This window comes from Pararhizobium capsulatum DSM 1112 (assembly GCF_030814475.1).
GTDB lineage: Bacteria > Pseudomonadota > Alphaproteobacteria > Rhizobiales > Rhizobiaceae > Pararhizobium > Pararhizobium capsulatum.
In genome coordinates, this window is the sequence record NZ_JAUSVF010000002.1 from 202,353 (window position 1) to 217,243 (window position 14,891).

The 14,891-nt window shown below is 59.0% G+C and carries 11 protein-coding genes; 5 read left to right on the forward strand and 6 right to left on the reverse strand.

Annotated elements, in window-relative coordinates; all coding sequences use genetic code 11:
- Positions 1 to 517 precede the first annotated feature (517 nt).
- The gene (locus QO002_RS21400; protein WP_307233730.1) at positions 518 to 1,741 is read left to right on the forward strand and encodes a glycosyltransferase family 4 protein; all 1,224 of its coding nucleotides are present in this window, start codon (positions 518 to 520) and stop codon (positions 1,739 to 1,741) included.
- Here the strand turns inward: QO002_RS21400 and QO002_RS21405 are convergent.
- Complete coding sequence (locus QO002_RS21405) at positions 1,720 to 2,682, reverse strand: glycosyltransferase (RefSeq protein WP_370878564.1); 963 nt, start codon at positions 2,680 to 2,682, stop codon at positions 1,720 to 1,722. The genes QO002_RS21400 and QO002_RS21405 overlap by 22 nt on opposite strands.
- A gap of 367 nt (positions 2,683 to 3,049) precedes the next feature.
- Here QO002_RS21405 and QO002_RS21410 point away from each other — a divergent pair, with 367 nt between their 5' ends.
- The 3 genes from QO002_RS21410 to wecC are packed head-to-tail and all read left to right on the forward strand — an operon-like array spanning position 3,050 to position 6,436.
- Positions 3,050 to 4,339 carry a hypothetical protein gene (locus QO002_RS21410; RefSeq protein WP_307233732.1) on the forward strand — a complete coding sequence of 430 codons (1,290 nt, stop codon included), beginning with the start codon at positions 3,050 to 3,052 and terminating at the stop codon, positions 4,337 to 4,339.
- A gap of 1 nt (position 4,340) precedes the next feature.
- Positions 4,341 to 5,168 (forward strand): WecB/TagA/CpsF family glycosyltransferase, encoded by an 828-nt coding sequence (locus QO002_RS21415; protein ID WP_307233733.1) that lies wholly within the window; start codon positions 4,341 to 4,343, stop codon positions 5,166 to 5,168.
- Complete coding sequence (gene wecC / locus QO002_RS21420; protein WP_307233734.1) at positions 5,165 to 6,436, forward strand: UDP-N-acetyl-D-mannosamine dehydrogenase; 1,272 nt, start codon at positions 5,165 to 5,167, stop codon at positions 6,434 to 6,436. The genes QO002_RS21415 and wecC overlap by 4 nt, the downstream gene beginning before the upstream one ends.
- Before the next feature lie 177 nt (positions 6,437 to 6,613).
- On the opposite strand, the gene wecB is transcribed toward wecC, so the two are convergent.
- The 3 genes from wecB to QO002_RS21435 form a co-directional block, all read right to left on the reverse strand.
- Complete coding sequence (gene wecB / locus QO002_RS21425; RefSeq protein ID WP_307233735.1) at positions 6,614 to 7,867, reverse strand: non-hydrolyzing UDP-N-acetylglucosamine 2-epimerase; 1,254 nt, start codon at positions 7,865 to 7,867, stop codon at positions 6,614 to 6,616.
- An 85-nt stretch (positions 7,868 to 7,952) separates the two neighbouring features.
- Positions 7,953 to 8,741 carry a CpsD/CapB family tyrosine-protein kinase gene (locus QO002_RS21430; protein WP_307233736.1) on the reverse strand — a complete coding sequence of 263 codons (789 nt, stop codon included), beginning with the start codon at positions 8,739 to 8,741 and terminating at the stop codon, positions 7,953 to 7,955.
- A gap of 57 nt (positions 8,742 to 8,798) precedes the next feature.
- Positions 8,799 to 10,358 (reverse strand): GumC family protein, encoded by a 1,560-nt coding sequence (locus tag QO002_RS21435; protein WP_307233737.1) that lies wholly within the window; start codon positions 10,356 to 10,358, stop codon positions 8,799 to 8,801.
- Positions 10,359 to 10,825: 467 nt separating this feature from the next.
- On the opposite strand from QO002_RS21435, the gene QO002_RS21440 reads away from it, so the two are divergent.
- On the forward strand, positions 10,826 to 11,749 hold the full coding sequence (locus QO002_RS21440; RefSeq protein WP_307233738.1) for a glycosyltransferase family 2 protein: 924 nt from the start codon (positions 10,826 to 10,828) through the stop codon (positions 11,747 to 11,749).
- 332 nt (positions 11,750 to 12,081) lie between these two features.
- On the opposite strand, the gene QO002_RS21445 is transcribed toward QO002_RS21440, so the two are convergent.
- Positions 12,082 to 12,885: a LuxR C-terminal-related transcriptional regulator gene (locus QO002_RS21445; RefSeq protein ID WP_307233739.1), complete on the reverse strand. Its 804-nt coding sequence runs from the start codon at positions 12,883 to 12,885 to the stop codon at positions 12,082 to 12,084.
- A gap of 644 nt (positions 12,886 to 13,529) precedes the next feature.
- The gene (locus tag QO002_RS21450; protein WP_307233740.1) at positions 13,530 to 14,777 is read right to left on the reverse strand and encodes a glycosyltransferase family 4 protein; all 1,248 of its coding nucleotides are present in this window, start codon (positions 14,775 to 14,777) and stop codon (positions 13,530 to 13,532) included.
- Between the last annotated feature and the right edge of the window lie 114 nt (positions 14,778 to 14,891).

The following is a 14,891-nucleotide window of genomic DNA, read 5'->3' on the forward strand; positions in this document are numbered from 1 at the left end:
GCCATATTTGAGAAACATTTGCCTGAAAAATGATTGTGGAAAATTATTTCATCAATTAAAGGTTTATTTTTTTTATTGAAAACATTGTGAAAAATTCGTTTTTGTTTCAAATGAATACACATGTAGACAAAAAAGGCAGCTTTCATTCGAAGAAATTTCTGTGACGGCCATTTTTTCAATCAAAAGATGTCTGTTTTAGAGGTGCAATCACTCAGGCGTGCTGAAGTGAGTCGCGACTGCGCACTGGTTCGCGGCAATCAATCTGGCGGCGCATCTTTCCGGGAGCGCATCGCCGCCGCGCCACCTACGCCCTCCCTGCGGTCCCAGGGAGGGCGTATACCGTTCGGTGATCCACCTTTAGATGCTTTTTGATGCGATGGCGTAGAGCCCTATAGCCCATCGGCGGCGTTGCTCGCGCATGCGGGCACGCGATACTTCTTTCTCAAGACGTCGCTGGCGGAGCCCGAAAAGGTGGCTTGGCGGGGATAGCGACGCGAAGAGCAAGGGGATTATTGACGTGGCGAAGATTTTGCTTGTCGCGCCGACCTGCAACGGGGAAGACGTCGGCGAGGCGTGGGTTGCCTGCCAATGGGCGCGCAAGCTTGCCGGGCGTCATGAGGTAACGCTGCTTACCTACTCCAAACGCGGCGCAAAGCCGGCCAGCGAACAATTGACGGGGGTCCGGGTCATTGAGTGGCAGGAGCCGCCCCTGCTCGGCCGCGCGGAGCGGCTGAACAGCCTCATGAAGCCGGGCTATGTTCCCTTTTATATCCGCGCGCGCCGATGGACGATCGCGGCCCTGGACAAGGGAGAGCGTTTCGATATCGCGCATCAACCCGTTCCCGTCGCCATGCGCTACCCGTCGCCTGTCGCAAATCTGGGCGTCCCATTGGTGATCGGGCCGGTGGGGGGCGGATTGTCGACGCCGGCCGGTTTTGCTGCCGACGAGGGCTCAAGCCCATGGTTCATGAAGCTCAGGCAGCTGGATCGCGCAAGACTACGGTGGGATCCGCTGCTGCGTGCGAGTTTTCAAAGCGCCGATTGCGTCCTCGGCATCGCCGGCTATGTCCGTGATCAGCTCTCCGACATCCCGCTGAACCGCTTCGAGGTGATGAGCGAGACCGGTCTGGACGATATCCCGGACCCGATTGACAGGTCGGCGCGATCAACGCCCGTAAAATTGCTGTATGTCGGTCGCCTGGTTCGCACCAAGGGCGCGCGCGACATCATTCGCGCGATGAACCTCATTCGCGACCTGCCGGTTGAACTCGATATCGTCGGGGAAGGGCCGGAACGGGGCGAATGCGAGCGGCTTGTGGCCGAGCTCGAACTCGGCCACCGGGTCCGCCTACATGGATGGCGCAAGAGGGACGAGTTGCCGGAGTTCTATCGGAGCGCCGATATCTTCGTGTTTCCCAGCTACCGCGAACCCGGCGGCAACGTGGCGCTGGAAGCGATGGCGTTCTCCCTGCCTTTGATCGTTGTCGATCGCGGCGGGCCGGGCAGTGCGGTGTCTTCGCAATGCGCCATCAAGCTTGATGTAACGACGCCGGAGGCTCTCGCCATCGATGTCGCCGTTGCCATTCGCAAGTTGGCGATCGATCCTGCGCTGCGCAACGGGATGGGAAAGGCCGCCTACGTGCACGTCCGAAAGACGGCCCTCTGGTCGGCCAAGCTCGACCGGATGGATGCGATCTACGCCGATCTCATGAAGACGTCTCAAACCGTTGGCGCCGTTTGAGACCCGGCAGCTGAGAATAGAGCTGCATAAAGGGCTGCGCGATGCCCTGGACCGAGCGTGATGCGCATCGTTTCCCCGACAATGATCCCAAGGCGGAAAAGCACCGTGGCGAAGGCGCTGTGATGGCGGCGGAAATACCGGATGCGATTGGAGGTCATCAGTCCTGAAAGATAGGTGTTTTCGTGGTATTCGCCGCCGAAATGCACGGCGCTGGCACGGGCCTCGTAGACGACGCCCATTCCTGCCTTGCGCACCCTTTCCATGTAGTCGACCTCCTCGCTGTAGAGAAAGAACGTTTCATCCCAGTCGCCGACAGTCTGTCGCGCACCCGAAGAGATTGCGAGCGCAGCGCCTGTCGCCCAGTCCACCACGCCGCCACTTTGGTAGAGGTCGGATGAGGCGACGATCTCGCCGACGCCGAGCTTTGCCGCAAGCTTCGTTCCCAACAGCGCGTCGGACCAGATGGTGAGAAGGGATGGCTCGCGCCGCAGGGAATGGGCGATTGTCCCGTCTTCATTGAGAACCTTCGGGGCAACCATGCCGATCGACGTATCCGATAGTCGCCTGCTGAGCGCCAGGACGCAGCCCGGTTGCAGCCGGACATCGGGATTGAGAACCAGGACGTCGGTGTCCGGAGCGATCGTTGCTATGGCTGCATTGATGCCGGCTGCGTAGCCGGCGTTTCTGCCCGTCTCGATGACCTTGATCCCGATCGGATGCGCGCGCGCCAAGGCGACGGATGTGTCGCGGGATGCATTGTCGACGACGATGATCTCGTAACGATCGATGCCTTCAAGCCCGGTTTCAAGAGAATCCAGCAGACCGGGAAGAACCGCCGCGCTGTTGTAGGTGACGACCACAAGGGCGATCGGGTGGCTATGTCCGCTGCGGGCTGCAACCGTGCTGCTCGGCAAAGCAGCTCTCTTCAACAATGGATCCATCTGCTGTTCTCGCTTTCATCGCGACTTGGCGCGGGGCTTGGGCGCGGGAGGAAGTTGACCTAGACCTTGGCCAAAGATGGCGCGCGCCGAAAGACTGCCGAGAGAGGTAGGCGCGGGAGATACTGGCAGATGCTCTCATCCTGAAAGCCGAGTCAGGCGTCTCCGGGGATCATCCTATCGACGCATGCCAGCAGCATCACCACCCCTTCCATATTGCCTGTGTAAGCCTTTGAGGGCGGTGGGATTGTCTCGGCAAAGTTTCTAGCATGCCATCAGGATCTAGGGGATTCCTTTGATCAAGGATTTGAATAAGCGCCGGATTTCTCGATCCGTCGCCATGAATTCGCGCGCCGACTGGAGAGCCTTCATGTCGCTAGAACTACAGAATTCGTCCTCGATAATTCCACATGATGTTGTGCAGAGCCGCGTGGAGCGGTTGGGATATCCGTCCAAATCTGCTGCGCCTATCCCGCTGGACAGGTTGCTGCTGCTGCAAGGAACGTCGCTTGGGGTTCGCCGCCAGGTTGATCACCTCCTGGCGCTTGCAAATCGCGGCCTGCCTCGCATGCACAAGGATCGTGTCTTCGGCCACACCTTGCGCGCCGTGAAGACCAAGGCCGGGGAGGTGGAGCAGCTTCAGGGGAGAAGCCTGCGGTATTCAGCCATGGTCGCCCTCGGTCTCTCGTGCCTCAGCGAAACGGTTCAACGGCAGATCCTGGGCGGCGCCAGCGCCAGCGAGCTTGCCGAAATCACGGCCATGGATGCTGCTGTTTCGAACGATCTCGGCGCTGTCGCGCTGGCGGCCTGGGCGGCTGCGGAGGTCGCCTCGGTCCACGCAGTGCCTCTTTTCCGCCGGATCGCCGAGCGGATGGCGTCCGATACGCCGTGTGCAACGGTCGAATGCGCCTGGGCCCTTATCGCGGCGCTGGCAAGCCGCGAATTCGGCGATACCGAAGACGTGGTGACGCTGGCGACCACCCGGCTAATGGTCGGTCGAGCCCCGTCGGGCCTCTTTACCCATACGCTGCCGCCCTCTGCCGGGGGGTACATGCGGGCTCATATCGGTTGCTTCGCCGATCAGGTCTATCCGATCCAGGCGTTGGCGCGGTTGTATATGGCGAGAGGGGGCGATGACGTCCTTTCTGCCGCCGAAGCCTGCGCCGAGCGTATCTGCGCGCTCCAGGGGCCGGCGGGGCAATGGTGGTGGCACTATGACACTCGCGAAGGCACCGTCGTCGAAGGCTATCCCGTCTACAGCGTGCACCAGCATGCAATGGGACCGATGGCGCTTCTGGAGTTGAGGGAAGCGGGCGGAACGGATTACACATCCGCCATCATCAAGGGGCTCGGCTGGCTCAACGAACATCCGGAAACCCCGACATCGCTGGTCTGCTTCGAAAAAGGCGTCATCTGGCGAAAGGTTGCGCGGCGCGAGCCCGGCAAGCTGAGCAGGATCTTGTCTGCGGCAACCACGGGCCTTGTGCGCGGTTGGAAATTACCGGGCCTCGACACGCTCTTCCCGCCGGGAAAGATCGATTACGAGTGCCGGCCCTACGAGTTGGGATGGTTGCTCTATGCCTGGCTTTCCGGTGGTGCCATTGCTGCCCTTGCGGCTGAGTCGAAGAGCGAAAATCAACGGTTGCTGCGGGAGGTTTGAGATGAACCAGCGTCGTCAACTTCTGTTCGGCATGTATCTGGATGCCCTCGATATGGATGAAGTGATCGAGCGTTGCCATGCTGCCCTGGTTACCCGTACGCGTCTGCTTCTGGGGGTTCTCAACGCCGCCAAGATCGTCAGCCTGCATAAGGATCGCCAGCTGCGGAATTCTCTGATGGAGTGCGATCTGCTGCTGGCGGATGGTCAGTCCGTGGTCTGGGCCAGCAAGTTGCTGGGGCGGCCCCTGCCAGAACGCGTCGCCGGCATCGATATCTTCGAGCGGCTGCTTACCATGGCCCATGAGGAGGGGCGATCGATTGCTCTTCTGGGTGCGAAGCCGGACGTTCTGCGGAAACTGCAGATCGTCATCGGCGCGCGTTTCCCGGGTCTGCGGATCGCCTGTAGCGAGCACGGCTACTACAAGCCCGAGGAAGCCGCCGATGTGGCCGCCCGCATCCGGAAATCGGGGGCCGACATGCTGTTCATCGGCATGACCTCGCCGAAGAAGGAGATTTTCCTCGGCACCTACGGTGCGACCCTCGATGTTCCGATCCAGCACGGGGTTGGCGGGTCTTTCGACATCATGGCAGGCCTTACAAAGAGGGCGCCGATGATCTGGCAGAAGACGGGCATGGAGTGGGCCTACCGTGTCTTCCAGGAGCCGGGGCGGCTGTGGTGGCGCTATCTCTCCACCAACACCAGCTTCGTCCAGATGACCGCAATGGAATTTATCCATCCTGCCCGTGCTTTCACGCGTGACGGTGCCAGGGAGGCACCCAAGACCGGGCTACGAAACGAGAACAAGCGACTGGGAGAGCGCTCGCGATGAATGAAGTCTTCAAGGGCCGACTGGCAATATTGGGTATGGGATATATTGGCCTGCCGACGGCGGTTGCGATTGCCACACGCGGCATCGACGTCATCGGCGTCGATGTCAATCCGGCGACGGTGGCGGCGGTTTCACGCGGGGAGGTGCCGTTCATCGAACCGGACCTTGCCGTCGGCGTCAGCGGGGCAGTGGCGATGGGGCGGCTCACGGCGACCACCGAAACGCCGGAGGCGGATGCCTTCATCATTGCGGTGCCGACACCCTTCAACGAGGATCGAACGGCAGATCTCTCCTATGTGAAGGCGGCGTCCGAGCAGATTGCGCCGAAGCTCAAAAGCGGCAATATCGTCGTTCTGGAATCGACCTCGCCGCCGGGCACGACGGAGAAGGTCGCCGAGTGGATCGGTGCGCTGCGCCCCGACCTGAAGATGCCGCGCGACGGCGAGAACGGCACCGATATCTTCGTCGCCCATTGCCCCGAGCGCGTACTGCCCGGTCGTATCATGATAGAAATCGTCACCAATGATCGCGTCGTCGGCGGGCTCACCCCGAAATGTGCGGAAAAGGCGGCTTCGATCTATCGCCTCTTTGCCCAGGGGGAAATCCTGCTCACCGATGCTGCCAGCGCTGAAATGGCCAAGCTCGTCGAAAATGCCTATCGCGATGTCAACATCGCCTTTGCCAACGAGCTGTCGCTGATCAGTGAATCCCTGCATATCGATGTCTGGGAAGTGATCCGCCTTGCCAACCGGCATCCCCGCGTGAGTATCCTGAGCCCCGGGCCTGGGGTCGGCGGACATTGCATTCCAGTTGATCCGTGGTTCATCGTCTCCGCCGTCCCGGGCCTTGCCCGGCTCATCCGCACGGCACGCGAGGTCAACGACCACCGGCCGCACCATGTTGCCGAACAGGTGGTCGAGAAGGCGAAAAAATTCCGCTCGCCAACGATCGCGTGCCTCGGGCTGACCTTCAAGGCGAATGTCGACGATGTGCGCGAGAGCCCGGCCATCGAGGTGGTCGGCCTGATCGCCAAGGCGCTGCCCGACACTGAAATCCTCGTCTGCGATCCCTATGTCGATACCATCCCCAAACTGCTGTCAGGATATGGAAACCTTCGCCTTGAAGGTGCAAACCAGGCCGTCGAACGTGCGGATATCGTCGTTCTCCTGGTGGAGCATGAGCCCTTCAAGATGATCAAGCATACCCGGCTTGGAGGCAAGGTCGTCTACGACACCCGTGGGGCCTGGCGACAACAGGCGAATGTGTAATTCCTTAGCCGGATCGGCTTAAGGATAAAATTATACAGCAGGCACGAAGCCTACACCGCCCGGTCACACCTGCTGGCCGGGCGGTTGTCGTTTCCTTCCTGTTTCCGTGCCTCCAGCAACGAAAAGAGCCCGCCAATCATCTGGCGGGCTCTTTGATTCTGCGGTGTTCCTTGCGGCCTATTCGCCGGGTAGCTGCACCGGCAGATCGGCGAAGTTCGCCATCGGGCCGAGTGGAATTGGGATCCCGTTCGGGCGGCGTATCGTGCGTGCGGGCCTGCGGATAGCCGGCCGTAGGGGGCGACCGAATTCGTCGGGGCGCTCACCGAGGCCGAAGTAATGTTCGATGGCGTGAACCGAGCGCATCGCCGCTTGACCGTCCCCATAGGGGTTTACCGCGCGCGACATGCGTTGATAGGCGCGCCGGTCGTTGAGGAGCGTGGACACCGCGTCGAAGATCCGGTCTTCATCCGTACCGATCAGCCTTACGGTGCCGGCTGCAACGGCCTCCGGGCGCTCCGTCGTATCGCGCATCACCAGAACCGGTTTGCCGAAGGTGGGCGCTTCCTCCTGAACACCGCCACTGTCGGTCAGCACGATCGAGCAATCGCGCATTGCCCGGACAAAATCGCAATAGTCCAGCGGCCGTGTGATCACGACGTTTTCGAGGCCCATGAGCGGTGGCAGAAGCACGTCCCGGACCGCCGGGTTGAGATGGGCCGGCAGCAGGAAGACGATGTTGGGAAAGGCTATCGCCAGTCTGGCGATAGCACGCGCGGTCTGCGCCATCGGCTCGCCCCAGGATTCGCGCCGGTGAGCCGTGATCAACACCGTCTTGCGGCCAGCGATCTTCTCCAGGTCGGGGTTTTCGAAAGGACTGTTGCGACCCGAAACCTGCAGCAAGGCATCGATGACCGTGTTGCCGGTGACCACGATGTCGTTTTCGACGACCCCGTCGTGGAGAAGGTTGGATTTCGATGTCTGCGTCGGTGCGAGGTGAAGCGATGCGAGCTGGGTCGTCAGGCGGCGGTTGATTTCCTCGGGGAAGGGGTTGAACCGGTCACCCGTGCGCAGGCCCGCCTCCAGATGGATCAACGGGATGCGGGTGTAGAAGGCGGCGAGAGCTGCGGCGAAGCAGGTTGTGGTATCTCCCTGCACCAGAAGCGCATCCGGGTTTTCAGCTTTTATGACTGCGGAGACCCCGTTGAGGACGCGGGTGGTAACGGTTTCGAGGGTCTGGGCCTGCGTGATGATGTTGAGATCGTGATTGGGATTGATGCCGAACAGTTCGTTGACCTGATCGAGCATTTCACGGTGCTGGCCGGTGACCGCGACGATGGGCATGCAGTGTCGGGAGCGGGCCAGTGCATCCACCAGCGGCGCCATCTTGATGGCTTCCGGGCGTGTGCCGTAGACAAGCAGAATCTTGCGCATGCTAACTTCCCCCTCGTTGATGGGCAGTGTCTGAAAATATTCGGGTGTGGGCTGACCCCCCCGGGTCTCGGTCGCGATGCGGGTCTCAATATCCCGGCCCATGCCGGCATCTGTTGAGAACGACGCCGAGGACATTCGTCCGTTCGGCGAGTTCGCGCTCGCAGGTTTCCAGCTCTTCGAACGTGGTTTTCTCGGCGCTGGCGACAATGATGACGCCATCGACATTCGGCAGGAACGCCGTCACATCGTCGCTGGGAAGCATCGACGTCATGTCGAACAGAAGCACATCCGGCTTCATCCGATCGCGAAGATCGGCCATGACCTTGGCAGTCTCGCCGTTCTGAAGCAATTCTGCGGAAAAATGCACTGCCCGGCTGTTTGCGCCGATCGCCAGATTGTCGCCGTAACGCTGCAGCAGATCGTGGACATCCACTTCGCGCTTCAGAAAGGCTTCCATCGATGCCGGATCCGTCATGCCAGCCAGCCGGGCAATGCTCGGATGCTGCAGATTCAAATCGAGCAGGACCGTGCGGCAGTCACGCTGATGGGCCAGGCTGAACGCCAGATTGAGTGCGACAACCGACTTGCCGCACCCTCGAGTGGGGGACGTGATCGCAATCGATGTCCAGCCGTTCTGCCGCAATGTCTGCAAAACGCGTGTGCGCAGGATATCGAAGGCGTTGTGAGCGGGATCGGAGCGATCGGCGGTGATGATGCAGTTGCTGGCCATCATCCGATGGTCGATGAGGAGAGGCTCCAGGCTACCCCAGGCGATTTCGCGGCCCAGGCGCACGCAGGCCTGAATGGTTTCGGAAAACTGATCAGACGCTCGACGTCGCGAGACATCCTGGGATTGGGCTGCGTATGTGTCCATGTTTGCTACTCTGAATCCGCTGAAAATGTTTATGTATTTTCTGGTCGGCAAAATTCGTCAGGTTCCCGAAAGGCCTCCCAGCAGCCTCTCGAAGGCAATTTTCAAAGGGACGTGATAAAAAGCCGCCGCCGCTAGGGTGGGAAGTACGGCAGCGGAAAGCCTGGCGAAGACGCTTCGCCGTTTGGGCGCCCGGCGCCGGTAGGCAGTCGGGCGAATATTTGGCACGACCGCCAGCGGATAGGCCTCGAGCAGCCGCACCACTTCGGCAGGGCGACGAACCGTGCGGTTCAGCAGCTCCAGCAGCACCACATAGCCTAATGCCAATCCGGCGCCGAGGACCGCTCCCAGCATCAGGATGCGTTTGCCGCGCGGGCTGATCGGACTTGTGGGTGGCGTTGCCTCTTCCAGAAGAGAAAAGCGGCCGCCATCGGCGCGCATTTCGATCTGTTCACCCGTCGAGGCTTCAGCACGCCGCGCAATGGCGGAATTGTACTGCGTCTGGACGTTCTCGCGGTTGCGTTCGAGGGAATTCAGCGCAGTCTCGCTGGCGGGCGTCGCCGTGATCGATTTAGTGAGGTCGGAAACACGTTGGGCAATCGTGGTCTTTTCCCGGGTGATCGACTGCAGCCTGTCGTCGATGTCCGAGAGCTGCAGGTCCAGTCCAAATGACTTGGAGGCGTCGTCGGCCTTGACCCTGTCGGTCTTTTCTTCTGACTTTGGCTGTGACAGGACCAACCGGCTCTGAAGCGAGTTAATGCGGGCACGGAGCGCCTTTATGCTTGGGCTGGATTCGGAGAAGATCGCCAGCTGTTCGGCCAGGGCTCGGTTGAGTTCGGCCAGCATCTGCTGTTCCGGGGTTATGGGCGTCGTTCCGGAAAGCTGGCCGGCGCCGGCATAGGCGACGATGAGATTGCTGCGCCGGGTGCGCAGCTCGGCTTCCTCCTGCTCCAGCGTGGCGAGCCGTCCCTGAAGCAGGCTCTGCTGGCTGCGGCGGAATTCCAGGTTTTCGGGAAGTGTGTCCTTGTTGGCGTTCTTGAACTTCAGGATTTCCGCTTCGATGCGGTTGAGATTGTCGCCAAGCTTGGCGACTTCCTGATCGAAGAATTTCAGTGTGTTACCGGCTCTGTCGGTGCGTTGCTGCTGGTTGCGGCCGAGGATCATCGCGGCGATTTCATTGGCGACGTTTGCAGCGACCACGGGATCGCTCGCCTCGAAGGCCACGTTGAAAACGATCGCGCCGCCGGGTTCGTCCAGAGGTGTCTGCTCGAAGCCTATGCGAGATCTCATATCCGCGACGATGTCCTCCGGGGCAGGAGGCGTGTCTGATCCTTCGTAGATGCCGAGATGCTCGGCCAGGGTCAGCAGATTGTCGCGCGCGGTGATCTGCTGCTGCACGATCTGCAGCTGCTCGGCCGGCCCCGTTGGGACAGTCGAACGCGCCAGCTCGGCGGGAATCTGCGGATTTTCGGCGAGAATGCGGGCGTTGGCGCTGTATACGGTCGGCAGAACGCGTGTGGCGACCACAGCAAGCAGCAACACCGACGCGGCGATGGCGAGCATGTAAGGCAGCCTGCGTATCAGGATCGAAAGATAAAAGCGTACGTCCGTATCACCCATAGCGAACCACTCAAGTCGTGTCGGATTGGCGACATCTTCAAGCGGATGGATGCTGCTTGATAGTTCTTCAATGGTGGTGAGCGAGCCGGCGCGTGGCAGAAGCCGGTAGTTCCTTCGGGTAGGGTTGCCCTCCCATTGCCTTATGGTGGTATTGAGCCCGCGTAGGCAGGGCGGTAGCCGGTTGGTTTTTCATGCCAGAATGGTGTTTGGCGCCGGTTATCAAGGGTTCGGACTACCCCGGGATATCGCTGCCTACCTCCGCTTCGAATAGGATGGGGACGCCGGCACCTCCCATCGATGGAGGGTAGCGGGTTGATCTGCTTCCAAAGTTCAGCCCGGCAATGTCTTTCAACCCTTTGTTACCGCAGGCATGATGGCTTTGGAGTTTTGCGACCAGAACTGTGCAAGGTCGTCGCTGCGGCAAAAATGCGCCCCGCACTTCCCTTCCATCAATATCGGGAAAACAGATGAAGCCTGACCTGCAGCTGAGTGTGATCATCCCCCATCTCAATGAGGCGGACAATCTGCGTCGCTGCCTGCAGTCGCTCGATGACCAGCGGCGCGAGGACCTCTCGTTCGAAATCATCGTCGTCGACAATGGCTCGGTCGAGCCGCCATACGATGTTTGCAATGCTGTGACCGGGGTCCGGCTCGAGCGTGAAGCCGTCCCCGGTCCCGGTCCCGCGCGCAATCACGGAGCAGAGGTCGCACGCGGTGCGATTCTCGCCTTCATCGATGCCGATTGCATCGCTGAGCCGGGTTGGGTGCGCTCCATCGTCCAGCTGATGGAGGAAAGACCGGACGTTGACTTCGCAGGGGGTGATATCGCCATTCAGATGACGGATCCGGATCGACCAAGCGCAGTCGAAGCGTATGAGAGCATCTATAGCTATCGGGCGCGCCTCTATGTCGAACGCCATGGCTATGCGGCAACCGGCAACATGGCTGTTCGAGCACGCGTATTCTCGGTTGTCGGCCCTTTCGGCGGTATTTCGACAATGGAGGACACCGAATGGGGACAACGGGCGACCAAGCTCGGCTACCGGGCGGTTTTCCTGCCCGAGGCAAAGGTGCTGACGCCCTCCTGCAAGTCCTTTCCGGAGCTCGCAACGCGATGGGATCGGCATATCGCCCACGAATTTCGCAGATATCGGGGAAGTCTTTCGGGGATGCTGAGATGGTGCGTCTATTGCGCTGTCGTTGCTTTTTCACCCGCTGGTGAAATCCCGGGAATTCTGAGGTCGAGCAGGATATCGGGGGCCAGAAGTCGCTGGTTGGCGTTCACCTGCGTCACGCGCATCCGGCTTTATCGTGCCCGGAAAATGATGGAGCTGGTCTATAGCCAAAATGCCTTTGTCATTCTTTCGACCTGGAACAGGAATAACTCCTGAAATACGCATAATTCAAAGAATTGGCATTAGAACGAATTGTCTAGTTTTGATTTATTGTGCCGCTATATGGCCTCTATAATATCAATATTGAGAAATGTCTTTGGAGGAGGATTGTTTCTTGGATCGACGCGGCAAATCTGGTGCGTTTGCCGGCCGGCGGTTCTCGGCGGGGCTGCGGGCAAAACGAGGTTGCCCGCGCTCCGTACGAGTATCCCGACGCTGTTTCCGCCAGATGGCGGAAACCATGAGAGAGTACCGGATTACCGATCATGGTTCATGTCAGGGCGTCATGGGCCCGTGAGTGAAAACCAGAAGGGAGGAGAGAAAAAGGATCAATGTTCGTATTTCTTGGCTCGGTCTGAAGCACTGTCGACAGGAAAAAGATCATTGATCTTATAGGCGACTTCCGTTCGATTGGTTGCTTTGACCTTTTTCATGATATTTCGGATGTGAACCTTGACGGTACTTTCGCGAAGGTTCAGTTCATAGGCAATGATCTTGTTGGCCTTGCCGCGCCGAAGCGCTTCAACAACCTCTGCTTGACGGGCGGTAAACATGCCCGAAAGCGAAGGACGTGCCACAGGATCTCCCGTGTCCAGGCGTTGTCGCATGGCGAGGACACTGCTGGCAGGCACGAAGATACCGCCCGCGAGCGACAATGCGATTGCCTCGATGCAAACCTCGATATTGACGGACGACGGGATATACCCCTTCGCGCCATATTCGAGCGCCCTCATGATCTGCCCGAGATCGTCGCTGTCGGCGAGAACGATGACCGGGGCTTCAAACTCATCGGCAATATATCTGATTTCATCCGCCACATTCTGATCGTTGATGTTGCGTCCGCCTATATTAAGGAGGATGGCAGCCAGCGGAGGATAGTTCTGATTGCTGTTCTGCCATTGACCTACCGAGCCGAATGCCAGAACACACATGTCGAGCTTGTGTGAAGCGATGCATTTGGCAAGGCACTCACGATCAAGCGCTCTGCCGTCGATAATGACCAGTGAACGCTCTCCCGCAAGCGCCATACTGTCGGGATGCTTGATCTCCCGCTTGTCATCCGTTGCAATCGTGTCTGGGTGCAGAAAAATCTTCGCAATATCATCACTGCTTGTTATTGAAACAGAATTCATGACGCACTCACTCCCCAACAATCCCGTGAAAACGGTTGTTTAGTTTTTGTTTGGATATGAAGTTTTGAGAATTCGTCTGTTTAGAAATTAGTTTCTAAAAATCCGCCGTAACCAACTCCAATATCCTGAATTTGAAATTTGCATACAAAATGGAATAGAGGCTTGGATGTAGGCATATGAGTAACTCATAATGGTTCTGATGTATAGTGCACCGCAATTGTCGGAGCGTGTTGCGGCGCAGCAGGAATAAGTTTCACCTATCCAAAAGGTGATGCGCCTGCGTGCAGTAGTCGATGAATTATTAGCCCTGCTATTTTTTCCGATTTAAGAATACTGGCATTTAATTCAACTGTTGAGGGAATTTCCACATAAAAACGCCAAAGGTCTGCACGCGGGTCGTGAGATATATCCGAAAGACGTAGGGGGTGGCTGCTTTCGTCTCATCCTTGGTGACGTCCACGGTTCTTCACCGAACGACTATGGGGAGTAAGAAGGGAAAGTCTTATAATTTGAGAAGAATTTTCCTAAAAACATATTCTGGAAGATATTTGTCGGAAACTTTTACTAAAAAAGTACTTTTTAAAAAAAAATGTACTTTCTTTTGTTTTTGACGACTTTTTCTTCAATTGTATAACAACTTTTGCTCAAACGGAGTGCGCCGGAGGCCAGGTTCCAAAACCGGCGGAGTGAAGCATGGCCACTTCTCTCTTCCGCTTCCGCCGCTTTCCAATCGGATCGTGGTTGGCATATTCCAGGAGCAGCGACAGGCGTGCGGAGTTCAGCGCTTCCGACAGCCGATAGTTCGGCGGTGATATCGCCACCTTCCGGTAGATTTCCAATTGCAGCTCCAGGGCGCGCTGCAGGCCGAACCGCTCGACGACGGCCTTCCTGCCAAACAGGGCAAGATCTGCGCGTCGTGCGGGATCATCCAGCAGTTCACGCATCTGGGTCGCCAGACGAGAAGCTCCGGCAGCACCGTCCGAGAGACCGTAGAAGCCCTGGCGCAGGAATATGTCATAGGTGTCCGGCTCGAAGATCTCGGAGAAAGCCCTTTCTCCCTGGACTATGAGCGGACGACCGATGGCAAGTGCGCGCAGCGCGGAACTTCCCATCCCCACGACAAGGTCCGCGGCTGCATAGGCCGCTCGTGGATCGAGCTCGGCGCCCGGCAGAATGACGACGTCACGCCCGTGACGCTTATTGACGGCCAGCGCACGGGCTTTCAGTGCGTCTCGGGCGGGGCCATCGCCGACAAGCGCCAGTTTCAAGGGGCAAGAATCCGCCAGGAGATCGGCGGCATCGATTGCCCGTACGAGGGCATCGAGCTTGAGATCCAGCGCAAGCCTGGAGACGCTGACGACCAGAAGATCATGCGGCTCGACGCCCAGGCGACGGCGATAACCGCTGCCGTCGATTTGCGGGTTGTCATTCTCGACATCGATCGGCGGTTCGATCACCCAGACATGACGATTTCGGGTGCGTCGGGCATCGTCGCCGATGTCGGCCGTACCCACCACAAGCGGTACGGATGGAGGAACATGGGGCATCACCTCCATGCTCAGAACGGTGCAGAGCAGGGGAACCTTGTAGAACAGCAACGCGCCATAATACGCCTCAAGGCAGGTCGGCCATTCATAGGCGTGGACGAGGTCAATACGCTCGCGCTTGCAGATCGCCGCCACTTCCGCGATCCGTGCAGGTGCGGGTCTGCACCACATGGGGTTTGCCGGCAGGAAGCGCAGGCCCTTTTCAGCGATATAGGCGGTAAGCGGCCCGGGTATGCCATAGATGAAGACGTCATGGCCGGCAGCGGCCGCGCCTGCGGCGAGATCGATCGCATTGATCTGGCTGCCGCCGATGGCGAGATCATGCGGACATACGAGAACACGCAAAGTTATCCTCCCCCGGGTTGTGATGGAGATCGCTTGCACCGATGCCGGCAAGGTGATCGCGCGAGAGTTGCGCGCGGCAAGCGTCATCACAAGCTGACACTTCGACCGAAGCAA